The organism is Promicromonospora sp. Populi (assembly GCF_041081105.1).
Lineage (GTDB): Bacteria > Actinomycetota > Actinomycetes > Actinomycetales > Cellulomonadaceae > Promicromonospora.
On the sequence record NZ_CP163528.1, the window covers coordinates 205,201 to 227,813 of the forward strand.

16 protein-coding genes and 1 riboswitch are annotated in these 22,613 nt (G+C 72.3%); of the genes, 9 read left to right on the forward strand and 7 right to left on the reverse strand.

Annotated elements, in window-relative coordinates; translation table 11 throughout:
* Nucleotides 1–83: 83 nt before the first annotated feature.
* Entirely contained in the window at nucleotides 84–1,394 is a 1,311-nt protein-coding gene (locus AB1046_RS00960; RefSeq protein ID WP_369371912.1) for a hypothetical protein, read from the reverse strand.
* Between the two features lie 134 nt (nucleotides 1,395–1,528).
* Here AB1046_RS00960 and AB1046_RS00965 point away from each other — a divergent pair, with 134 nt between their 5' ends.
* Nucleotides 1,529–1,801, forward strand: coding sequence for a hypothetical protein (locus tag AB1046_RS00965; protein WP_369371913.1), 273 nt, complete (start codon nucleotides 1,529–1,531; stop codon nucleotides 1,799–1,801).
* 4 nt (nucleotides 1,802–1,805) lie between these two features.
* Here AB1046_RS00965 and AB1046_RS00970 read toward each other — a convergent pair whose 3' ends face one another.
* The gene (locus AB1046_RS00970; protein ID WP_369371914.1) at nucleotides 1,806–3,089 is read right to left on the reverse strand and encodes a DUF418 domain-containing protein; all 1,284 of its coding nucleotides are present in this window, start codon (nucleotides 3,087–3,089) and stop codon (nucleotides 1,806–1,808) included.
* A gap of 173 nt (nucleotides 3,090–3,262) precedes the next feature.
* Between AB1046_RS00970 and AB1046_RS00975 the strand changes: the two genes are divergently transcribed.
* Nucleotides 3,263–3,808 carry a hypothetical protein gene (locus AB1046_RS00975; RefSeq protein WP_369371915.1) on the forward strand — a complete coding sequence of 182 codons (546 nt, stop codon included), beginning with the start codon at nucleotides 3,263–3,265 and terminating at the stop codon, nucleotides 3,806–3,808.
* A gap of 91 nt (nucleotides 3,809–3,899) precedes the next feature.
* Here AB1046_RS00975 and AB1046_RS00980 read toward each other — a convergent pair whose 3' ends face one another.
* Nucleotides 3,900–6,890 (reverse strand): hypothetical protein, encoded by a 2,991-nt coding sequence (locus AB1046_RS00980; RefSeq protein WP_369371916.1) that lies wholly within the window; start codon nucleotides 6,888–6,890, stop codon nucleotides 3,900–3,902.
* 97 nt (nucleotides 6,891–6,987) lie between these two features.
* Here AB1046_RS00980 and AB1046_RS00985 point away from each other — a divergent pair, with 97 nt between their 5' ends.
* Nucleotides 6,988–8,787 (forward strand): RyR domain-containing protein, encoded by a 1,800-nt coding sequence (locus tag AB1046_RS00985; protein WP_369371917.1) that lies wholly within the window; start codon nucleotides 6,988–6,990, stop codon nucleotides 8,785–8,787.
* 51 nt (nucleotides 8,788–8,838) lie between these two features.
* Nucleotides 8,839–10,005 (forward strand): 1-deoxy-D-xylulose-5-phosphate reductoisomerase, encoded by a 1,167-nt coding sequence (gene dxr, locus AB1046_RS00990; protein WP_369371918.1) that lies wholly within the window; start codon nucleotides 8,839–8,841, stop codon nucleotides 10,003–10,005.
* 151 nt (nucleotides 10,006–10,156) lie between these two features.
* Here dxr and thiD read toward each other — a convergent pair whose 3' ends face one another.
* Complete coding sequence (gene thiD / locus AB1046_RS00995) at nucleotides 10,157–11,092, reverse strand: bifunctional hydroxymethylpyrimidine kinase/phosphomethylpyrimidine kinase (RefSeq protein WP_369371919.1); 936 nt, start codon at nucleotides 11,090–11,092, stop codon at nucleotides 10,157–10,159.
* Nucleotides 11,082–11,179: riboswitch (TPP riboswitch) on the reverse strand. It overlaps the preceding gene by 11 nt.
* 66 nt (nucleotides 11,180–11,245) lie before the next feature.
* Between thiD and AB1046_RS01000 the strand changes: the two genes are divergently transcribed.
* Complete coding sequence (locus tag AB1046_RS01000; protein WP_369371920.1) at nucleotides 11,246–12,058, forward strand: aldo/keto reductase; 813 nt, start codon at nucleotides 11,246–11,248, stop codon at nucleotides 12,056–12,058.
* Nucleotides 12,059–12,075: 17 nt separating this feature from the next.
* Here AB1046_RS01000 and AB1046_RS01005 read toward each other — a convergent pair whose 3' ends face one another.
* Together AB1046_RS01005 and AB1046_RS01010 are read right to left on the reverse strand one after the other, a co-directional pair.
* Complete coding sequence (locus AB1046_RS01005) at nucleotides 12,076–13,479, reverse strand: aspartate aminotransferase family protein (protein WP_369371921.1); 1,404 nt, start codon at nucleotides 13,477–13,479, stop codon at nucleotides 12,076–12,078.
* Nucleotides 13,480–13,498: 19 nt separating this feature from the next.
* The gene (locus AB1046_RS01010) at nucleotides 13,499–15,727 is read right to left on the reverse strand and encodes a hypothetical protein (RefSeq protein ID WP_369371922.1); all 2,229 of its coding nucleotides are present in this window, start codon (nucleotides 15,725–15,727) and stop codon (nucleotides 13,499–13,501) included.
* Nucleotides 15,728–15,944: 217 nt separating this feature from the next.
* Here AB1046_RS01010 and AB1046_RS01015 point away from each other — a divergent pair, with 217 nt between their 5' ends.
* The 3 genes from AB1046_RS01015 (at nucleotide 15,945) to AB1046_RS01025 (ending at nucleotide 19,501) form a co-directional block, all read left to right on the forward strand.
* A complete protein-coding gene (locus AB1046_RS01015; RefSeq protein WP_369371923.1) occupies nucleotides 15,945–17,267 on the forward strand; it encodes an RIP metalloprotease in 1,323 nt (440 codons plus the stop codon).
* A gap of 72 nt (nucleotides 17,268–17,339) precedes the next feature.
* Nucleotides 17,340–18,482 carry a flavodoxin-dependent (E)-4-hydroxy-3-methylbut-2-enyl-diphosphate synthase gene (ispG, locus tag AB1046_RS01020; RefSeq protein ID WP_369375531.1) on the forward strand — a complete coding sequence of 381 codons (1,143 nt, stop codon included), beginning with the start codon at nucleotides 17,340–17,342 and terminating at the stop codon, nucleotides 18,480–18,482.
* Nucleotides 18,483–18,541: 59 nt separating this feature from the next.
* Nucleotides 18,542–19,501: a GNAT family N-acetyltransferase gene (locus AB1046_RS01025; RefSeq protein WP_369371924.1), complete on the forward strand. Its 960-nt coding sequence runs from the start codon at nucleotides 18,542–18,544 to the stop codon at nucleotides 19,499–19,501.
* 89 nt (nucleotides 19,502–19,590) lie between these two features.
* Here AB1046_RS01025 and AB1046_RS01030 read toward each other — a convergent pair whose 3' ends face one another.
* Nucleotides 19,591–20,517, reverse strand: coding sequence for an Fpg/Nei family DNA glycosylase (locus AB1046_RS01030; RefSeq protein WP_369371925.1), 927 nt, complete (start codon nucleotides 20,515–20,517; stop codon nucleotides 19,591–19,593).
* Between the two features lie 264 nt (nucleotides 20,518–20,781).
* On the opposite strand from AB1046_RS01030, the gene AB1046_RS01035 reads away from it, so the two are divergent.
* The gene (locus tag AB1046_RS01035; protein ID WP_369371927.1) at nucleotides 20,782–22,608 is read left to right on the forward strand and encodes a proline--tRNA ligase; all 1,827 of its coding nucleotides are present in this window, start codon (nucleotides 20,782–20,784) and stop codon (nucleotides 22,606–22,608) included.
* Nucleotides 22,609–22,613: the final 5 nt, after the last annotated feature.

Here is a 22,613-nt window from a genome sequence, read left to right on the forward strand (position 1 = left end):
TCTTGGCTGTGGGCGGGATCATTGCGCCTAAGACGGGCAGGTAGTAGCAACGACCGCGCCCACGACCAATTCGGCCGGAGGGGTTAGCAGGGTGGGGCTACCGGGGTGTCCGAGCCGGTGTTGACGTACGCGTCCGAGACCCAGTTGCCCGGTCCGATGCGGTCCCAGATGTTGCTCGTGCCGTAGGTCCCGGTCACGGTGGTGCCGGTCGCAGTGCACTCGATCACGACGTTCGCGTAGTTGCCCGCCTGCCCGACTGCTGCCGTGTTGGTGCCCGGCCCTGAGCGCACGGTGAGCGGTCCGCCGCTGGTGCGGACGATGCCCCTCGGCCCGGACCCGGTCCACAGGTAGGTGACTGTCGTCCAGGCGTTGTTGGTCAGCCCGACGGCGTCCCAGAAGGTGCCGTCCGCGAGGTCGATCCCCGCGGGGTTGGCGACCTCACGGCCGTAGCCGTCGAGCCCGCCGTTGTAGTTGTCCTGGTAGGCGGCCTGCGCCTGCGGCCTGCCCTGCGGCAGGTCGGTCCAGGACTGGCGGGTCCCGGCCGGGTTCCAGTAGTCGTCGGTGATGTTCCAGGGGCCGACGTCCCAGACCGGGGCGTAGGCGCAGCGGCCGGTGCTCGCGGCGCAGACCCGTACGGAGTAGCTGCCCGACGAATCGTTCGGCGACAGGCCGCGACGCGACGGCAGCGCTACGAAGTGATCGCGTGACGTGATGACGTGCCCGTTCGCGGTGGTCCCGCCCACCAGGCCCTCGCGGGTCGCGAAGACGGAGTAGCTCCGCTCGTTCGCCGAAGGCGCGGCCTCCGCCGCCTCCTCCTGGAGCGAGCTCGACCGGACCGCCTCGGGGGTGAGCGTGACCGCGCGCACTGCCGGGCTCGTGTCGTCCTCGCCGACGAGCGTGATCCGCGCCTGGACGGTCTCGGCCGGCTCCGGGAGCGGGGAACCCGTCGGGACCCACTCGGTCCAGGAGTCTGGGCCCTGGTCGGTGAGGCGTCCGCGTACGTCGACCAGCACGGAGGTACCGGCTGGGGCGGTGGCGTCGACGTCGGCCGCGACGGTGGTCGCCGCCACGTCGAGCGTGACCGGCTCGGCGACGAGCTGGCCGAACGCCTCCTGGTGCGCGGGCGCCTGGGGGGACTCGGGCGCGCTGGCGCCCGCCGGGTCGGCATCCGCCGGCGCGTCGAGCCGGAGCGCCCCGCCGGTGTGGCGCACCCCGGCGTCGTCGGCGGTGGGGGTATCAAGATCGAGGGACCAGGCCTGCGCAGCAGGGCTGGTGCCGGGATCGGCGGCCGGATTCCCGGCGGCGACGACGGTTCCGGAGACGATCAGGAGGGTGAGGGTGGTGGCCGTCAGGAGCGCGGCACGGTGCTGAGTCTTGCGTACCTGGGTCGACATGCACCTGAATCTAGGGGTCCAGCTATTTCACCCGCGAGGGGAAGCGGGTGAAATCTTTGGTCGATGGCCGTGACCCGGTTGGTGCATGATCGTCTGGAGCATCCAAGATCAGTGCGACGAGCAAGGAGAACCACGTGTCCGAGTTTCTGACCGATCGGCCCGGAAAGTACGACCTCGACGGCGACGGGATCACGGACGTCGAGGTCGCAGACACCGACGGCGACGGTGTGGTGGACACCCAGCTGGAGGACTACGACGCTGACGGCGTCCCCGACGTCGAGCTGCACGACACCGATGGTGACGGGCGGCCGGACGTCGTGGTGGAGACCGCCGGCGGGACGCAGACGATCTCCGTGGACACCGACGGCGACGGCGAGGACGACGCGGTCGACTCGTTCCCCGTCTGAGCGGCTAGGCCGGGACCTGAGCCTTCGCGGGCCGGCCGTAGACGAGGCGGCGTAGCGCCACCTCGGCCGGCCCGCGTCGGCCCGTGCGCTCCTGCCAGACGGCGAACACCACGGTGATCGCCCAGACGAGCACGGCGTACAGCAGCATGGTCGACGACGTGAGGTGCTGGCCGAGCCCAAAGCCCCACGCGGCCAGGATCGGCGCGCACAGCACGGACTGCAGCAGGTAGGAGGTCAGCGACCGCTTGCCGACCGCCTGGACCGCGCCGGTGAACGGCCCGTCCGTGGTGAACAGGTTGTTCGACGGCGCGCCGGTGCGGCGCAGCGCCACCCGGTGGCCCAGCAGGCCGAACAGGGCCACGTAGCCCAGGCCGCCGAAGAAGCCGGTGAAGATCTGTACGGGGAGGAACACCCAGGCGGCGTGCTCGGGCACGGCAAGGATGCCGACGTGGTCGAGCGCCGACGGCAGCGGACCCAGCCAGCCGATGGTGATGCCGACGATGGCGACCCGGCGCAGCAGCGGCAGGTGCTCACCCGGGTTCTCCAGGATGCGGCGCCGACCGGCCCAGAACGCCAGCAGGAGCATCATCGGGACCACGAGCATGAGCAAACCCTGCGCGACCGTGCCGACCACCCAGAACCCCAGCCGCTCGACGATCGTGGCGAGGTACGACGTGTTCGTCATCGCGGCGTCCGACGAGGCGAAGCCGGTCAGGATCGCCTGCGCGTCCGGGCTGTCCGCCGGGAGCTGCGCCACGAACCACGCGCCGATCACGGAGAACGCCGTGAGCAGCGCGAGCGCACCGCCGAAGATCGACGCCCACACGATCAGGGTTCGGTCCTTGACCTGGAAGAAGAGCCACACCATGAGCAAGCCGGCCAGGCCGTAGGCGCCGAGCACGTCGCCCATCCACAGCAGGGCCGCGTGCACGAACCCGAACGCGAGCAGCAGCGCGTTGCGCTTCTGCAGGAGCCGGCGGGCGGCATCCTCCGTGGTGCCCGAGGCCACCTGGCGGTTGTAGAGCTGCATCATGCCGTAGCCGAACAGGAACGCGAACATGGGGTAGGTCCGCAGGTCCACCAGGACGATGATCAGGAAGGCCGCGATCTGGTCGAGCACCGACCCGTCGATGGGGTGCGAGCTGCCGATGCCTACCTCGCGACCCCACAGGTAGAACGGCGTGTTCGCGATGGCGATGAGCAACAGCATGAAGCCGCGCGCTAGGTCGGGCGCGGGTGAACGCTCCGACGCCTGGACTGGTCCCCGGGTAAGGGCGGTGGTGGGCATGGGTACATCTCAGCAGTTCGGGGCCGCAACCGCGAGCAAAGGTCACTCTCCCGCGCGGCGGATCTGCGCAGCCGACGGCGCGGGGTGCCGCCCCGCCGTCGGGCCAGAGTTAGTGCATACCGGACTGAACACCCGTTCTGGTACTTTCGTCGCACCATGGACAGGAGGAACGAGTGAGCACGGAAGCACTGCCGCAGCAGGCAGAGGACGAGACCTCGGAGCAGGGCGAGGGCACGGAGCGTGCGGAGAACCTCGAGACCCGCACGGCCGCAAGGCTGCACGAGCTGGTGGTGTCGGGCGCGGACAAGCTGCCCGGTGAGGTCGGTAGCACCGCGTCGCGGCTGGCCGTGGCGCTGCTGTCGTTCGGCAGCCAGGCCGCGGCGAAGGACCAGGACAAGCCCACCACTGCGCTCATGGGCGAGGCCGTCGGGCTCTTTCGCAGCCTCGACGACGACGACCCGGCCAAGCAGCGCGGCGCCCTTGAGCACGCGCTGGAGACCTTCACGACGTCGGCGCTCGGCGGCAAGGAGCGTGCGCAGGTGCTCGAGGTCGCCGAGGAGGCGATGAGCCTGTGGGCCAAGCTGCGCGGGACGTCGTCGGACCTCGCCAAGTCGGACGCCGCGGCGTCGATGCGCTCGCTCACGAGCGCCCTCCGCAAGGACGGCCGGGACGAAGAGGCGGACGAGGCGGAGACCGAGGCCAAGCGCCTGGAGTCCTGACCCCTCCCGCTCGCTGAGTGCTGGGTAGCTGTCGGGTCGATCGCACGAGGCCCGACAGCTGCCCAGCACTCAGTGGGTTCAGGGGCAGGGTTCAGGGGCAGGTGGGGGTGTCCGTCAGGGACACACCGTCCGGCATGTCCGCGGCGGTCGGTGCCCGACCCGCCATCGCGCAGGCTCGGGCGATCATCTGGTCGTCCGAGAAGGTCCACCCCGTGGTGACGCCGTGGTCCTGGATCACGAGCAGCTGCCCGTCGGCGGCGTGCACGTCGCTCGCCGCCGCCTCGCCATCGGGTGAGTAGAGGCGGGTCGCGAGCTCGCCGACCCGCTGGCCCGTCTCGATGTCGAAGAACGCCAGGGCCTGGCCGTGGTTGCGCGCCACGAGGTTCGGCCCCGGCAGCACCGCCATGACGTCGCCGTAGGTGCCGGCCAGGTCGAGCGACTCGGGGGCGCCCGGCGCGTCGACGGTGCGCAGGCGCACCGTCGAGTCCAGGCCGAGCGTGACCAGCCGGCCGCGCGAGGACGGGTCCTCGGCCCCGCTGATCATGTGCACCTGGTCCACGCTGCTGCCGCGCACGGTCCAGACGTCCGCCTCGCCCCGAGCCGCGGCGGCGAGGTCGGCGACCCGCAGCGAGAAGTCGCGGGGCGCGACGGCGACCTGGCTCCCGTCGTCGGCGACCGCCACCCGGCCGGGCTCCGCCCACGGGGACGCCAGCCGCGGCGTCGCGCCCAGCGGCCCGGGGACGTGTGTGGCCCGCTCCTGGAGCCCGGCGTCCAGCAGGTGCAGGCCGGAGCATGCGTCGACCAGCAGTACGTCGTCGGGCGTGCGCTGGGCGCTGACGATCGCCGCGCAGGCCGGGTCGCCCCGGTCGAGTCCCGGCCCGACGAGGTCGCGGAAACCCGCCTCGAACACGGCGGAGGTGCCGCCCTGGGTCCGGTAGGCGTCACCGTCGGGGGTGATCAGCAGCAACCGGTCGCGGTCGAGCCAGACCGGGAGCAGCGGCCGGCCGACGTCGGAGCTGCCCTCGGGCAGGGTCACGGTGCCCAGCCCGTGGATCATCACCGTGCCGTCCGACCAGGACGTAGCGGTGCTCGCGGGCTGGTCCGCCCCGTCCCGGAAGGTGGCCAGGACCGCCGTCGGACCGGGGGACCCGTCCGCCGCTGCCGCGCCGGCCGCGCTCGGCAGCGGAACGTCCCCGTCCGTGTCGGCGGTGCTCCACAGCGCGATCCGGCCGTCCGACGCCGCCGCTACGCGGTCGGTGCCGACCAGGACGGGCGGGCCGGTCTGCCCGATCCCGGACAGGTGCCAGGTGCGGTGCGCGTCCGCGCCGGCGTCGATCTCGCAGACGACCAGCCCGTCGTCGGTGGTGACCAGCGCGCGCGTGGTCCCGTCGTCGATCGCCACCACCCGCGGGTCGGACCAGGTGCGTGGGACCGGGCAGTCCGCGGAGCGCACCGAGCCGTCCGCCCAGCTGTGGACGGTCACCGTCGTGCTGTCGGCGGTCGTGCTCAGGGTTGCCCAGTCACGCAGCGACGGCGACGGCACACCACCCTCGGGCAGGGTGACCGGCTCCTCCTGGGGCGGCTGGAGGGAGTCGAGGCTGCGGACCTCGAGGGTGCCCGCCGCGGCGTCCGCTACGGCCAGGGTGCGGCTGGAGCCGATCGCGAGCGACGTGACCGCCAGGCTTGTGTCCGCCTTGGTGCGGAACGCGAGGCGCTGCTCGGCGGGCCGCTCGGCCCCGTCGTCGGACTGCAGGACCGCCAGGTCCCGGCCGGCGAGGTTGATGCTGCCGATCCGGTGCGTGCCGGACTCGTCGGCGCGCCACGCGATGAGCAGTGTGTCGCCCTCCGGCGTAACTGCGACCGCCGTCGCCCCCGGCAGGTCGAGGTGCGTCTGCCGGCTGGTGCTGCCCTCGGGCAGGGGGCCGAACCGGCCGACCGTCACCCCGAGGTCGTCCACCGCGGCGACCACCGTGCCGTCCGCGCTCCCCGCCACGACGGACCCGGGGTGCAGCGTGCCGGAGACCCTGCCGAACGGTGTGCGGTCGCCGCGCAGGACGGCGGGGGCGCCGTCGTCCGGGTTCCACCGCACCAGGTCGCCGGTATCGGTCCGGCCGACGATCCCGGTGTCCGTCGGGGCGACGTCGGCGAGCTCCGTCTCCTCGGGCACGTCCACGGTGCGCAGCAGGTACGGGTCCGCCGGCTCGTTCGCCGTGACGGCGTTGAACAGCGCGGTGCGGGTCTGCTCGTCGCGCAGCCGGTGTACCGCCTCGACCGCGAGCAGCTGCGCGGTGGCAGGGTCGTCCTGGTGCACCACGTGCGACGTCGCCCCGAGCAGGTGCGCGGCGTTGGCGTTCACCGCCTCGTTCGCGCGGTTCGCCTCCCGCGCAGCAAATCCGAACGCGCCGACGGACAGGACCAGCATGGCCCCCAGGCCCGTGATCGCGAGGCGGCTGCGCAGACCTGCCGAGCTCTGGCGCGCGATGTGTGCGCCGAGGATCTCCTCGGTGCTGACGTCTGGGCCGCGCAGCGGGGCGACGAGCTCGGCGAGCGCGGTGGGCCGGTCCGCGTGGTGCCGCCAGAACCTGCGCTGGCGCAGCCGGGTCAGGTCGGTCCACTTGGGCTCGTGGTCGATCCGCTCGGCGAGCGGGGCCGGCAACGCCGTGGTGCTGATGGTGTCGATCCTGTTCGCCGTCTGGTCCCAGACGATCTTGCCGCTCGTCAGCGCGACCAGGAGGGTCTCGGGCTCACGGTTGTCGAGCCACCAGGCCACCTCCTTGGCCACGTAGTGGGAGCTGGCGGCGCCCTCCGAGGCGAACAGGATGAGGTAGTCCGAACGCTCGAGCTTGCGCTCGATCGCCGCCCACAGGCTGGGGTTGTTCGCCAGGCCGGTCCGGTCGAGAAACACGTTCAGCTTGGGCACGTCGTCGCGCCGGTCGAACTCGAGGAGCTGGGCGTGGAAGGCGGGCGCGAACTCGCCGTCGGAGTCGCGGCTGTAGGACAGGAAGCCGTCGTACCGGTCCGTACTCGGGGCCGCGTGCGCTCTGGCGGTGGGTAACAGGGAGCGGACTCTCCGGTCGGTCATCCTCGCTCCCGCACCTTTCCTCGGCGAATGTTGCGGACCGGGAGAAATATATCCCCGCCCGGTAGTGTCGCCGCAGGTCATAGGAGGAAGGCACAAGATGTCGGCACCAGAGCTGGTGGCCCCCCGCGGCGGCCCCCGAAGGCTGCGGGCGCGCCGGTCGTGGGTGCGCGCAGGGTTCACCGCGCTGTTCGGTGTGGCGTTCGGTCTGGGCCTGTGGGGCTTCTCGATCTACCGGACCTCCCCGGACTTCGCCTGGGGCGCCACCGCGTGGGACGTCGTCTACTACTCCGTCCAGCTCTTCGTGCTCGGCGCCGAGGCGACGAACGAGGGCGGCGACCTGCCCTGGCAGCTGCAGGCGGCACGCTTCCTCGCCCCGGTCGCCACCGGCTACGCCGTCTTCGAGGCCGTGCGCTCGCTGTTCGCCGACCAGTTCGTGCTGATGCGCACCCGCCGGCTGCGCGGGCACGCGATAGTCGTCGGCCGCACCCCCGCTGCCGACCTCATCGCCGAGGCGCTCGCGGCCCGCGGCGCGCTCGTCGCGCGGGCTCCGGCCGGCGACGCCGAGTCGCTGCGCGACGCCGGGGTGGCCGGCGCCGCCGTCCTGTACGCCTGCGAGGCCGAGGACGACGAGCCCGGCGTCAACGTGCTCACCGTCGCCGTGGCCAAACGTGCCCACCGGTACCCCGACCGGGTCGGCCTGCGCCTGAACGCGCACGTCAGCGACCCCGAGCTTGCGCTCGCCCTGCAGGCGCGCCACCTGAGCCACCCGCAGCCGGGCGTGGACTTCTTCACGCTGGACGAGCTCGTCGCCCGCTCCCTGGTCCGCCGGGACGGTGCGGTGGCCCGGGGCGACGCCCCGCACGTCGCGGTGGTGGGGCACGGCACGTTCGGCCGGGCGCTCGTGGTCGCCTTCGCCCGCCTGCGGAGCGTCGAGATCGCATCCGGCGGCGCACCCCTAACGGTCACCCTGGTCGGGCCTGGCGCGCACGACGCCGCCCGGGCGCTGCGCGCCCGCTGGCCCAGCGTGCGCGCAGCGTGCCGGCTCGTGCCGGTAGACACCTTCGCCGACGTCACCGCGGTCGGCAGCCCGCAGCGGGTCTACGTCTGCCACGACGACGACGGCGAGGCGCTCCGGGAAGCGTTGCGCGACAGCGACCTCTGGCGCGCGAGCGAGGGCCCGGTTGTGCTCCGCCTGAACCGCCTGGCCGGGCTGGGCGAGCTGTTCGGCGCCCACGACGGCGCGATCCTCGACGACCTGGACGGCCGGCTCGACGTCGTCGAACCGCGCACGCTGCTGCGCAGGGCGACCGCGCCCGGCGTGCTGGTGCACGACGACGTCTACGACCTGATGGCCGTCTCCGCCCACCTGACCTACCTGCGCAACCAGCGCTCGCGCGGTGTGCCCTGGCAGAGCAGCCCGGCCATGGTCCCGTGGCCCGACCTCTCGGACGACCTGCGAGCCGCCAACCGCGCGCAGGTGCGCGCCATCCCCGACCGGCTCCGCCAGATGGGCTGCACCGTGGCGCCTGCCAGCGGCGGCGAGCACGGCCGGATCCCGGAACCCGTGGTGGACGCGCGGGCCGTGGACGAGCACGAACGCTGGACGGCCGAGAAGCTGGCGGCCGGCTGGACCTACGCCCCGGTGCGCGACGACGCACGGCGGCTGCACCCCGACCTGCGCCCCTGGGCGGACCTGTCCGAGCCCGACCGCGAGAAGGACCGTGCCGCGATCCGTGCGATCCCGGTGATCCTCGCGGACTTCGGCCTCCACGTGGTTCCGCTCGCCGACGACGCCGGCTGGGAAGCGGCGGGAGCGCCCGTGCCGGACCCGCGCGGCGTCGTCCGGGGCTGGCGGGTGTTCGGCCGCGGCCGGGCCGAGCCGGCCGGCGAGGGCTGACGCCGGGCAGCCCGGCCAGGCCTGACGTCGATGGCTGACAGGATGGGGCCCATGCGAAGCGTCACCCTCCTGGGCTCCACCGGTTCCATCGGCACGCAGGCCATCGACGTCATCGGGCGCAACCCCGACCGGTTCCGCGTGGACGCGCTGTCCGCCGGCGGTTCCGACCTGCCCGCCCTCGCGCGGCAGGCCGCGTCGCTCGGCGTGCGCGCCGTCGCGGTGGCCGACGACGGTGCACGCGCCGCGCTGACCACCCTCCTGCGCGAGGCGGGGGCCGACGGCGTAGAGGTGCTCTCCGGTCCGGGCGCCGCGACCGAGCTGGCCGGCCGGGGGAGCGGCGTCGTGCTCAACGGCATCACCGGGTCTGTAGGCCTGCGCCCCACCCTCGCCGCGCTCGCGGCCGGCTCGACGCTGGCGCTCGCGAACAAGGAGTCACTGGTGGTCGGCGGTGCCCTGGTAAAGGCGGCGGTGCGGCACGAGGGGCAGATCGTGCCGGTCGACTCGGAGCACTCGGCCATCGCGCAGGCGCTGCGCTCGGGGTCCGCCGCGGAGGTCCGCAAGCTCGTCGTGACCGCGAGCGGCGGCCCGTTCCGTGGCCGGTCACGGGCCGAGCTGCGGGACGTCACGCCCGCCCAGGCCCTGCGCCATCCCAACTTTTCGATGGGGCGTGTGGTGACCACCAACTCCGCGACCCTGGTGAACAAGGGCCTCGAGGTCATCGAGGCCCACCTGCTGTTCGACCTGCCGTTCAGCGCCATCGACGTGGTGGTCCACCCGCAGCAGCTGATCCACTCGATGGTCGAGTTCGTCGACGGCTCCACCATCGCGCAGGCCGGGCCGCCGCGGATGCTCGTGCCCATCGCGCTCGGCCTGTCCTGGCCGGAGCGGCTGGCCGACGTCGATGTGGCGATCGACTGGACCCAGGCCGCCACCTGGGAGTTCGCACCCCTGGACGACGACGCCTTCCCCGCCGTCCGCCTGGCCCGGCAGGTCGGGGAGGCCGGTGGGACCTACCCGGCGGTCTACAACGCGGCGAACGAGGTGTGCGTGGACGCGTTCCACGACGGCACCATCGGGTTCCTCGACATCGTCGACACCGTGGCCGCCGTCGTGGAGGCGCATGCGGCCACGGAGGCGGGCGACGCGACGTCGGTCGAGGGCGTCCTGGAGGCCGACGCCTGGGCCCGCGCTCGTGCCGCGGAGCTCCTCAAGTCCTGACGGTCCGGCCCTGCGCGACGTCCCTGCTGGGGTGTGGCGACCGGGTGACGCGTGTCGACTGGGATGGCCTGGGGAAACAGTAGGTCTGCGGAGTGCGTTGCTGCCAGTAGACAACGTCTACCGACAGCAACCGAGCTGGCTCGCGGAACCTTTACCCGGAGACCGACCATGCGGCCGCGGCATCGGCCGCCGTCCGTGCGGCGTATCCGTGATCGACAGGGCCGTGCCCGTGCCACGGACCCGCCGCTGTCCCGGTACCGCCGATGATCAGGGTGTCCGCGGCGCGGAGGGTCTCGGTCAGGTAGTCCTTCGCCGCGCGTACCGCGGGCTCCCAGTCGTTGTGCAGGGGCCGCAGGACGGCGCACGCCGAGCTGAGCGTGCAGCCCGTGCCGTGGGTGTTTCGGGTGGGGATCCGCGGGGCGGTCAGGGCGACGACGGCGTCCGGACCCGCCAGGTGGTCGACCGACTCGGCCGACTCCAGGTGCCCGCCCTTCACCAGGGCGAGCCGCGCGCCGAGCTTCAGCAGCGCCCGCGCCTGGTCGGCAGCCTCGGCGGCGTCCCGGGCCGGCTCGACGCCGAGCAGTACCGCGGCCTCGGGCAGGTTGGGCGTGACCAGGTCGGCCATGGGCAGCAGCTCGTCGCGCAGCACCGCCTCGGCGTCTCGCGCCAGGAGCCGGTCGCCCGACGTCGCGACCATCACCGGGTCGAGCACCACGTACGGCGCGCGTCCGGCGGCCCGCAGGTCGCGCAGGGCCGCGGCGATCGCGCGGGCGACGGCGGCGTCCGATGTCATGCCGATCTTCACGGTGTCCACCGCGACGTCGGCGAACAGCGTCTCCAGCTGAGCCGTCACCATGTCGGCGGGCACCGGAAGTACCCGCGTGACGCCGGTGGTGGACTGCGCGGTGAGCCCCGTGAGCACCGCGCAGCCGTAACCGCCGAGCGCCGCGAAGGTCTTCAGGTCTGCCTGGATCCCGGCGCCGCCGGACGGGTCCGACCCGGCGATCGTCAACGCCACCACCGGGTGTCTGGCGGGTCGGATGCGGGGAGCGGCGTCGGGCGCGGGCGCGCTCACGACAGGACCCACGAGGCGTTCCCTTCGCTAGAATTACCTAGAGCAGGTTCACGGGTGCATCTCAGCCGGGCTAGCGCCCTGGCGCCCCGCGCCATTGGGTCCAACCATAGGTCGTCGACGGCGGCGCGGGAACCGTGTCCAAGCAGCCGGCGCAGCCTCAGGCGCGTGCGGGGGCGACGCGGGACTGCGCCCCTGACTCGCGCACCTCGGTGCGGCGAGTCAGAGCCGCAGTCCGGGCTCCTCAGGAGCGGGGTTCGGCCCCGTGCCGCAGCCCGTCGACGAGACCACATCGACCTGTACCAGATCCACCGCCCCGACCCGGAGACGGACGTCGAGTACACGCTCGCGGCGCTGACCTACCTGATCAACTCGGGCAAGGTGCGCGCGATCGGTTCATCCACCATGCCGGCCGCCGACATCGTCGAGGCGCAGTGGGTCGCCGAGCGGCGCGGCCTGGAGCGCTTCCGCACCGAGCAGCCTCCGTACTCCATCCTGAACCGCGGCATCGAGCGCGACGTACTGCCGGTCGCCCAGCAGTACGGCATGGGCACGCTCGTCTGGAGCCCGCTCGCCGGCGGGCTGCTCACCGGCCAGTACCGCAGGGGCCAGAACAACGAGACCTACCGCTCCCGGTTCGGCTTCGAGCACCTGCGTGACGAGCACCGCCTCGACGTCGTCGAGCAGCTCATCCCCGTCGCCCAGGACGCCGGGGTCCCGCTGAACCATCTCGCGATGGCGTTCGCCATCGCCCATCCGGGTGTCACGTCCGCGATCATCGGCCCGCGCACCATGGAGCACCTGGACAGCGCGCTCGCCGGCGCTGAGGTGGCCCTGACGGACGACGTCCTCGACCGGATCGACGCCATCGTGCCGCCCGGTACCGACGTCGGCCGCCTCGACATGGCCTACGACCCGCCGGCCATCCAGCACGCACCCCTGCGCCGTCGACCCGCGGAGCAGCGGGCGGCTGCCGCCTGACGCTGCCGCTCCTCCGCTCAGAGCTTCGTCCACACCTCGCTCAGGACGCCCCGCAGGATCTGTTCCATCTCGGCGAACTCTGCCGGGCCCGTGGTCAGGGGCGGCGCCAGCTGCACCACGGGGTCGCCTCGGTCGTCGGTGCGGCAGTACAGGCCGGCCTCGAGCAGCGCCGGGTTGAGGAGCCCGCGCAGCAGGCGCTCCACCTCGTCGCCGGAGAAGGTCTCCCGGGTGTCCTTGTCCTTGACGAGCTCGATCGACCAGAAGTACCCGGCGCCGCGCACGTCACCCACGATCGGCAGGTCGTGCAGCTGCTCCAGCGTGGACCGGAACGCGGGCGCGTTCTCCTTGACCCGCCCGGTCAGGTCCTCCTGGTCGAAGATGTCGAGGTTCGCCATGGCGACGGCTGCCGAGACCGGGTGCCCGCCGAACGTGTACCCGTGCCCGAAGGTCGTGGTCCCGGTAGCGAACGGCTCGAAGATACGGTCCGAGACGATGCAGGCGCCGATCGGCGAGTAGCCCGAAGACATGCCCTTGGCGCAGGTGATCATGTCGGGCACGTAGCCGTAGTCGTCGCACGCGAAGATCGACCCGACGCGGCCGAACGCGCAGATGACCTCGTCCGAGACCAGCAGGACGTCGTACTTGTCGCAGATCTCGCGCACCCGCTCGAAGTACCCGGGCGGCGGCGGGATGCTGCCGCCCGCGTTCTGCACGGGTTCGAGGAAGACGGCGGCCACCGAGCCGGGCCCCTCCGTCAGGATCAGCGTCTCGATCTGGTCGGCGGCCCAGCGACCGAAGGCCTTCGGGTCGTCGCGGAGGCCTTCGTCGGCCCGGTAGATGTTGGTGTTGGGCACCTTGTGCGTGCCGGGCACCAGGGGCTCGAACGGCTCCTTGATGCGGGGCACACCGGTCACGGACAGGGCGCCGTGGGTGGTGCCGTGGTAGGCCACGGCCCGGGAGATCACCTTGTACTTGCCGGGCTTGCCCTGCAGCTTCCAGTACTGCTTGGCCAGCTTGAACGCCGTCTCGACGGCCTCGGACCCGCCCGTCGTGAAGAACACCCGGTTGAGGTCGCCGGGAGCGTGCTCTGCGAGCCGCTCGGCCAGGTCGATGGCCGGCGGGTGCGCGAACCCCCAGATCGGGAAGTAGGCGAGCTCACCGGCCTGCTTGGCGGCGGCCTCGGCGAGCGATCGGCGGCCGTGCCCGGCCTGGACCACAAAGAGCCCCGAGAGCCCGTCGATGTACCGGCGGCCGGCCGAGTCCCACACGTGGTGGCCCTCGCCGCGCACCAGCGTGGGCACGCCGGACTCCCAGGCGGACTGGCGCGTGAAGTGTCCCCAGAGGTTACGGCGGGCGGCGTCGTCCCGGGGTGTTCCGCGCGGCGTGACGTTCTGCCCTGTGGCTACGGGTGTCTCGGTCATCGCCCAAGGTTATGACCTGTCAGCGCCTTCGAGCCCAGTTGAACACCGCCAGGCCGGTCACCAGGGCGCCGACGGTGACCAGGGCGGTGGCCGCGACCGCCTGGAGCGGGTCGATCAGGGCCGCGTCCAGGGCCACCTGGACGGTGCCGATCAGGGCGTAGACGCCCGCGAACACGGTGATCGCGGAGAGCGTGCCGTCCATCAGCCGACGGCGTCCGCGCTCGCGCTTCGCCTCGGCCTCCCGCTCGCGGTCGCCGTGCAGGCGTTCGAGGGCGGCGAGCCGGGCGGCGATGGGCTCCTGGAGCAGCTCGCGCAGCCGCTCGGTGACCACTGCGGCCTGCTGCTCGAAGTGCGACGCCTGCAGCAGCTGGTTCAGCATCCGGGACTCCAGAGCGGAGGCCAGGAACGTGGGGGAGGTGATGGTGGTCAGCGTGGTGCGGACCTCCGAGGCGAACTCGTGCAGGCGCAGCTGCTCGCGGGTGAGGCGTTCCTTGCGGTCGGCGAGGTCGGCGCCGTTGTTCACGTCGTGGTCGGCGAGCATGGTCGCGACGAGCCGCAGGTGGTCCGCGAGGGTGGCGTTCCAGGCGCTGAACAGCCCGTTGAGGCTGGCCACGAACTCGGCGAGCGAGCCGTACTGGGAGATCTTGAAGTGCGCTGTGCCGACCAGCGCCACGGTCGTGGAGTTGGTGGCCACCGAGACGACGTCGCCCAGGTGCCGCACGCCCTCCAGCAGCACGGGATTGCGCTGGCGCAGGGTCCAGTCGCACAGCGTGGCCGTGCCGTAGGAGACCGGGTGCAGCAGCACCTGCGAGCCGAACGCGGCCAGCAGCTCGTCGCCCATGGTGACCGGCGTGCGCTGTGCCGCGGGTGCGGCCGGGCCGCGCCCCCGGCTCGCCTCGTAGACGGTGGTGACGACGTGCGCGCGCCCCTGGGCGATCTCCGTGCCCTCGCGGACCAGGTCGGTGGTGGCGCGCTGGAGCAGGTCGGCGAGGTCGTACAGCCGCTCCGGCGGCAGTCCGCCGCCGTGGTCGACGTCGACGGGTGAGCCGTCCGGGCCGATCCACCGCACCCGGATGTCGGCGTGCAGGTTGGACAGCCGGAACCGGGCGTCGCGGACCTCCTGCGGCTGCTGGTCGCGGGCCGAGTAGCGGAAGCGCACGTAGTGGTTGCCGAACTCGGTGAACCGGACGTCGCAGGACAGCTCGGCGATGAGCGTCCCGTCGGGCTGCTCCAGGCGCACGTTCGGCATGGACAGCGACACTCCGCCGTACGGGCGGGCGGCGCGGTCGACGCTCGCCCAGACGTCGTCCATCTTGAGGCGGCCGCGCACCGCGAAGGCCTGGACGCCGAGCAGCTCGGGCCGCTCGTCCCGCTCCGCGAGGCTCCGGATCGCCGCGACCGCGGCGGCCGGGCTGACGTCCCGGAGCCCGAACGGGTAGATGTAGATGGTCCTGAGGCGGTCGAGCGTGAGCCAGGTTGCGTCGAGGTTGCGGTACAGCTCAGTCAGGTGCATCCGGTAGGAGCGCAGCTCGCTGGCCAGGATGTAGTTGAGGTGCCGGTCTGTCTCGGCAGCGCGCAGGCCGTCGAGCGCTGGGCCCAGCCGCGCCGAGTGGCCCGCCATCGCCTCGTCGGCCGCCCGGGCGGCGTCGGCCAGCGCACGGAAGTAGCGGATGCGGGTAACGGCCTGCGGCACCAGGACGCGGCGGAACGGGGACGTGGGGTCGGGGATGGCGCGGGCGGCCCGGAGCAGGTCCGCGCAGCGTTCGCCGGCCTGCGTGGCGGCGTCGGCCAGTCGTTCCAGGCTGCCCGCGCTGCGGGCCGCGGAGGTGTGCATCTGGGTGATGAGGGTGCGCAGCAGCACGGCCACGGCGTCGCCCTCCGCCCGGCAGGCGTCGTCCGGGGCCTGGTCGCGGCACGTCTCCCAGGTCTCGACGAAGGCGCGCAGCGGGACGATGATCCGGCCGTGCCGGAAGGTGTACTGCAGGGCGTCGCTCGCCTGCGACCAGAGGTAAACCCCGAGCAGGGCCGCGGCGCGCGGCTGTCCGGCGACGGCGGTCAGCGCGGCAGCGGTCTGCGGGCCGCGCGGGTCGCCGGGCACCGGGTGGCGGCGGTTCGGCGCCTCGCCGTCGTCGCCCATGTTCCAGCGGGAGGCCGCCCAGATCGCGCTGACGTCTACGCCGATCTCGCGCAGCTGCCGCGCCACCCTGGAGTCGCCGTCCGCGGCCGGCCACGCCTCGGTCTGGAACATCGCGGCGAGGCTCTCGGTGAGCAGGGCGGGGCCGTGCGCGTGTAGCTCTCGGAACCTAGAGCTGGACGAATCCGACATGCGGTCAGGTTAATGACCGGTAACCAAAGTTTCAACGAATCACCATGAAATCGACAGGCGGTGAACGTCGGGTGCGTGCCACGAGGGGAGGTGTGCGCCGTCTTCCGGGCTGTCGGAGAGGTGCCGTAGTCTCGGTGCCGTGAGCATCGTTCCGCACATCGTTGGTGTGCTCGTCCTCCTGCTGGGCGTCATGGTTTCCGTCGGGCTGCACGAGCTGGGGCACATGATCCCCGCCAAGAAGTTCGGCGTGCGCGTGAGCCAGTACTTCATCGGTTTTGGGCCCACCGTCTGGTCGCGGACCAAGGGCGAGACGGAGTACGGCATCAAGGCGATCCCGCTGGGCGGGTTCGTGCGGCTCGTGGGCATGATGCCCCCCGCCCCGGCCGGCGCCCGGCGCGGCAAGGGCTTCTTCAGCGAGCTCATCTCGGACGCGCGCGACGCCTCCGTCGCGGAGGTGCGCCCCGGTGAGGAGCACCGCGCCTTCTACAACCTCTCGACGCCCAAGAAGCTGATCGTGATGTTCGGCGGGCCGTTCGTGAACCTCGTGATCGCCACGGTCCTGATCGGCGGGATCCTCGTCGGTTACGGCACCCTTGCCGTGTCCACGACCGTCGCCCAGCTCTCGGAGTGCGTGCCCGCGTCGGTCACGTCCACCGCCACCGGCGACGACTGCGCGGGCCAGCCGGCCGCGCCGGCCGCCGCGGCCGGGCTGGAGCCCGGCGACGAGATCGTCGCCTTCGGCGGCACCGACGTGACGAGCTGGCAGCAGCTCGTCGGCCTCATCAACGAGTCGGCCGGCCGCGAGTCCGAGGTGGCGGTGCTGCGCGACGGCGAGCGGCTCACCCTCTCGGTCACACCCGCCTTGACCGACCGCCCCGTCATCGACGAGCAGGGCGCGGCGGTCCTGGACGCGGACGGCGAGCCGGTCGTCGAGCCCGGCGGGTTCGTCGGCTTCTCCCCGCTCCAGGTGCGGGAGCAGCAGCCGCTCTCCAGCGTCCTGCCCGCCGTGGGCGACCAGGTCTGGCAGACGGCGACGATGGTGGCGACCCTCCCGGTCCGCGTGGCCGACGCCGCCACCCAGGCCTTCACCCCCGAGGAGCGCGCGCAGGACTCCGTGCAGTCCGTGGTCGGCGTCGCCCGGATCAGCGGCGAGATCATGGCCCTGGACGAGGCGATCTTCGACCGCGTGATGATCTACCTGAGCCTGATCGCGAGCCTCAACATCGCGCTGTTCGTCTTCAACATGATCCCGTTCCTCCCCCTCGACGGCGGGCACCTCGTCAACGCCCTCTATGAGGGCGGCAAGCGCACGGTCGCCAGGATCCGTGGGGCGGCGGTCCTGCCCGGCCCGGCCGACGTCGCACGGATGACGCCCGTGGCGTACGTGGTCTTCCTGATCCTGCTCGGCGTGGGCGGCGTACTCATAGTTGCGGACCTGGTGGATCCGGTGCGGATCACGTGACGCCAGACACGATGTGCGTTTTGCACCTTCTGAAGAGTGGATACTGAAGTCGTGAGCGCAATCAGTCTCGGCATGCCCGCAGCACCCCCGCCGGTCCTCGCCCCCCGCCGCAAGACCAGAAAGATCAAGGTCGGCAAGGTGGAGGTCGGTGGTGACGCACCCGTGAGCGTGCAGTCCATGACCACCACGCCCACCACCGACATCAACGCGACCCTCCAGCAGATCGCGGAGCTGACGACGGCGGGCTGCGACATCGTGCGCGTCGCCGTCCCGACGTCCGACGACGCCGAGGTGCTGCCGATCATCGCGAAGAAGTCCCAGATCCCCGTGATCGCGGACATCCACTTCCAGCCCAAGTACGTCTTCCAGGCGATCAACGCCGGCTGCGCGGCCGTCCGCGTCAACCCGGGCAACATCCGCAAGTTCGACGACCAGGTCAAGCAGATCGCCCAGGCCGCGAAGGACGCCGGCATCTCGATCCGCATCGGCGTCAACGCGGGCTCGCTCGACAAGCGCATCCTGGCCAAGTACGGCAAGGCCACCCCGGAAGCCCTGGTGGAGTCCGCGGTCTGGGAGGCGAGCCTCTTCGAGGAGCACGACTTCCACGACTTCAAGATCTCGGTCAAGCACAACGACCCGGTCATCATGGTCGCGGCTTACGAGCTGCTCTCCGAGCGCGGCGACTGGCCCCTGCACCTCGGCGTCACCGAGGCCGGCCCGGCGTTCCAGGGCACCATCAAGTCGGCCACCGCGTTCGGCGCCCTGCTGAGCAAGGGCATCGGCGACACGATCCGCGTCTCACTGTCCGCCCCGCCGGTGGAGGAGGTCAAGGTCGGCAACCAGATCCTGCAGTCCCTGAACCTGCGCCCCCGCAAGCTCGAGATCGTGTCCTGCCCGTCCTGCGGCCGCGCCCAGGTCGACGTGTACACGCTCGCCGAGAAGGTCACCGCAGGCCTGGAGGGCATGACCGTCCCGCTGCGCGTCGCCGTCATGGGCTGCGTCGTCAACGGCCCGGGCGAGGCCCGCGAGGCCGACCTGGGTGTGGCCTCCGGCAACGGCAAGGGCCAGATCTTCGTGCGGGGCGAGGTCATCAAGACCGTCCCCGAGGCGATGATCGTCGAGACCCTCATCGAAGAAGCGATGCGGATCGCGGATGAGATGCCGACGCCGGAGAATGAAGCACAGGCCGGTTCGCCGGTCGTCTCGGTCGGCTGAGCCGGAGCAGAACCGCAGGCTCAGGCGACACCGAAGAGTCTGATCGAACGGAGCAGAGCATGGCCCGCTGGCGCACCCCGGTTCCCGCCGGAGCGCGCCCCGACGGGCCGGCGGAACCGGGCGAACAAGACATCTTGGCGCGCCGTGAACGTCGTGCGGTCGCCCGTGCGCTGACCCGCGCGGACCTTGCGCAGGCGCTCGCGGTCTGCGCCGTCGACCCCGTCGCGTCGGTGCTGGCGACCGCCCGCCTGGAGATCGCGGCGCGGGCCGGCTTCGGTGCCGCCGCGGGGCAGGCGTGGGGTTTTCCCGACACCGGCCCGCTCGAGGCGGTGTGCTGGGCCGGCGCCAACCTGGTGCCTGTTATCCCGTTTGCCGAACCCGCGCGGCGGGCGCAGGCGGTCGTCGCCTTCGCCGACGTGGCGCGAGTGCACGGCCGCCGCTCGTCATCGATCGTGGGGGAGCAGGACGCGGCGCTCGCGCTCTGGGAGCGGCTGTCGCCGCACTGGCCCCCGGCACGCGAGGTGCGGGCGGACCAGCCGTCCATGGCCATCGACAAGGCGCCCCTGCTGGCCCCCGAGCCCACCGTCCGGCGCTCGACGCCCGCGGAGCTCGGCCTCGTGCTGCCGGCCTGCGTGCGCATGTTCACCGAGGAGGTCGGCTATTCGCCGGTCGCCTCGGGCGGCTCCGCCTACACGGAGCGGGTGCGTTCGCTCATCACGGAGGGCCGCTCGTTCATCCGGCTGGTGCCCGACGCCGGCGGGCAGCCCGCCGTCGCGTTCAAGGCCGAGCTCGGCGCGGTGGCCGGCGGCGTCGCGCAGGTCCAGGGTGTCTGGGTGGAGCCCGCCTTCCGCGGCCGCGGCTGGTCCGAGTCGGGCATGGCGGCGGTAGTAGCCGCGACCCGCGCCTCGGTGGCCCCGGTCGTCTCCCTGTACGTGAACGCTTACAACGAGCGAGCGGTCGCCGCGTACCGCCGAGTGGGTTTCGAGCAGGTGGGCACGTTCGCCACGGTCCTCTTCTGACCGCTCCACCCCTTTGAGTCCTAAGTTTCTTCGCTTTGACGCCCCTCAAGGCGAAGAAACTTAGGACTCGAAGGTGAACGGGTAGATCCTCAGCGGAGGAGCTTGGACATCCGGCGGTCCGCCAGGGGCTTGCCGCCCGTCTGGCAGGTCGGGCAGTACTGCATCGAGCGGTCGGCGAACGACACCTCGTGCACCGTGTCGCCGCACGGCGTCCCGTCCCAGCCCGGGCACGGCAGGCCCGCGCGGCCGTGCACACGCATCCCCGCCCGCTTGGCGTCCTTGAGCTCCTTGGCCGGTTTGCCCGACGCCGCTGCGATCGCCTCGGCGAGCACGTCACCGATAGCGGTGTGCAGCCGGGCGGTCTCCTCCGGCGTGAACGACCCCGTCAGCTTGTACGGGCTGAACCGGCTCACCAGCAGGATCTCGTCGCTGTAGGCATTGCCGATGCCCGCGATGGCGCGCTGGTCCCGCAGGAGGCCCTTGACCTGCTGGTTCTTCGCGGACAACAGGCCCGCCAGTACCTCGGTGGTGAACTCGGGGGCGAGCGGTTCCACGCCGAGGGACGCGATCATCGCGATCTCGGCAGGGTCGCGGACCACGTGCACCGCTAGGCGCTTGCGGGTGCCCGCCTCGGTCAGGTCGAACCCGGAGCCGTCGTCGAGCCGCACGCGCAGCGCGAGGATCGCGCCCCGGCTGGAGCCGCCCAGGGATGGCCGGACCGGTTTGGTGGACAGCGCGTCCGACCAGCGCACCCAGCCGCCGCGCGAGAGATGGAAGACGAGGTGGAGCGGGGCGCCGTCGGCCCCCGGACTGCCGGGCGCGGGGGAGACCACGAGGTCCAGCCACTTGCCGTGCCGGGCGACGTCCGTCACCTCGCCCCCGGTGAGCGCGGCGGGCGGCGGGTCGAAGGTCTTGAGCGCGGCGATCGAGCCGACCTCCACCGCGGCGACCGTGCGCCCCGCGGTCCGCGCGCGCAGAAAGTCGGCGAGCGCGGCGACCTCGGGCAGCTCCGGCATGGCCTCATCCTCCGAGACTTCCCGGGGCTCGGCAAGGCCTGCCCGGTCCTGCGCACGCGGCGTCGGGCCCGCCAGGTCGTGAGTTTGCCCCACAAACTCGGCACTTTGCACTGAGGTCGGCTCAGCCCTGGACCGATCTCAGTGCCAACTGCCGACCTCTCGGCCGACTACCGACCTCGCGGGGTCGACCCCAAGGGCGACTGCCGACCTCCCACCACGAATTTCCGGCGAGCCGGAGCGGCCCTCGCGGATAGGCTGTGCCCCATGTCTTCCGCACGCCTCATCCAGGGCGACGTGCTCCGCATGTCGTCCCTCTTCGTCCGAACCCTGCGCGAGGACCCGGCCGAGGCCGAGGTCGCGAGCCACAAGCTCCTCGTGCGGGCCGGGTACATCCGCCGCGCCGCCCCGGGCATCTACTCGTGGCTGCCGCTCGGCCTGCGGGTGCTGGCCAAGATCGAGGCGATCGTCCGCGAGGAGATGGTCGCCATCGGTGGCCAGGAGGTGCACTTCCCGGCGCTGCTGCCGCGGGAGCCCTACGAGGCCACCGGCCGCTGGGAGGAGTACGGCGCCGGCCTGTTCCGCCTCAAGGACCGCAAGGGCGGCGACTACCTGCTCGCGCCCACGCACGAGGAGATGTTCGCGCTCCTGGTGAAGGACCTGTACTCCTCGTACAAGGACCTCCCGGTGATCCTCTTCCAGATCCAGACCAAGTACCGCGACGAGGCACGCCCCCGCGCCGGCCTGATCCGCGGCCGCGAGTTCATCATGAAGGACTCCTACTCCTTCGACGTGAAGGACGAGGGGCTGGAAGTCAGCTACCAGAAGCACCGCGATGCGTACGAGAAGATCTTCCAGCGCCTGGGCCTGGACTACGTGATCGTCTCCGCGATGTCAGGTGCCATGGGCGGCTCCCGCTCCGAGGAGTTCCTGAGCCCGTCCCCGATCGGCGAGGACACCTACGTGCGCTCCGCCGGCGGCTACGCCGCCAACGTCGAGGCAGTGGTCACGCCAGTCCCCGCGGCAATCGGGTACGACGACGCCCCCGCGGCGCACGTCGAGGACACCCCCGACACCCCCACCATCGCCACGCTCGTCGCGGTCGCAAACGAGACGTTCCCGCGCCCCGACCGGCCCTGGACCGCCGCCGACACCCTGAAGAACGTGGTGCTCGCCTTGGTCCAGCCCGACGGGACCCGCGAGCTGGTCGTCGTCGGCCTGCCCGGCGACCGGGAGGTCGACCTCAAGCGCATCGAGGCCGCGCTGACCCCCGCCGAGCCGGAGCCCGCCACCGAGGAGGACTTCAAGAAGTTCCCCCAGCTCGTCAAGGGCTACATCGGCCCGCAGGCGCTCGGCCCCCAGGGCGAGCAGATCGAAGGGGCCGACGGCGAGAAGGTCCCCGCGATCCGCTTCCTCCTCGACCCGCGCGTCGTGCCCGGCACCCGGTGGATCACCGGCGCCAACCAGCCCGGCAAGCACGTGTTCGACCTCGTGGCCGGCCGGGACTTCACCGCTGACGGCACCGTCGAGGCCGCCGAGGTGCGCGCCGGCGACCCGGCACCCGACGGCTCCGGCCCCCTGGAGCTCGCCCGCGGCATCGAGATGGGCCACATCTTCCAGCTCGGCCGCAAGTACGCCGAGGCCCTGGGCCTCGTGGTGCTCGACGAGAACGGCAAGCAGGCCGTCGTCACCATGGGCTCCTACGGCGTCGGCGTCACGCGGGCGCTCGCGGCGCTCGCGGAGGCCAACCACGACGAGCGCGGCCTGGCCTGGCCCGCGCACGTCGCCCCGGTGCACGTGCACCTGGTCGCGGCGGGCAAGGACGCCGAGATCTTCGAGGCCGCGGCGAGGATCGCCGAGGAGCTCGCCGCCCGCGGCGTCGAGGTGCTCTACGACGACCGGGCCGGCAAGACGTCGCCCGGCGTGAAGTTCAAGGACGCCGAGCTGCTCGGCGCCCCGCTCGTGGTCGTGGTGGGCAAGGGCCTGGCCGACGGCGTGATCGAGGTCCGGCCGCGCGCCGGCGAGGCGGAGCAGCTCCCGGTGGCCGACGCCGCCGAGGCGATCGCCGAGCGGGTAGCGGCCCTCCTGGCCTGACCGCC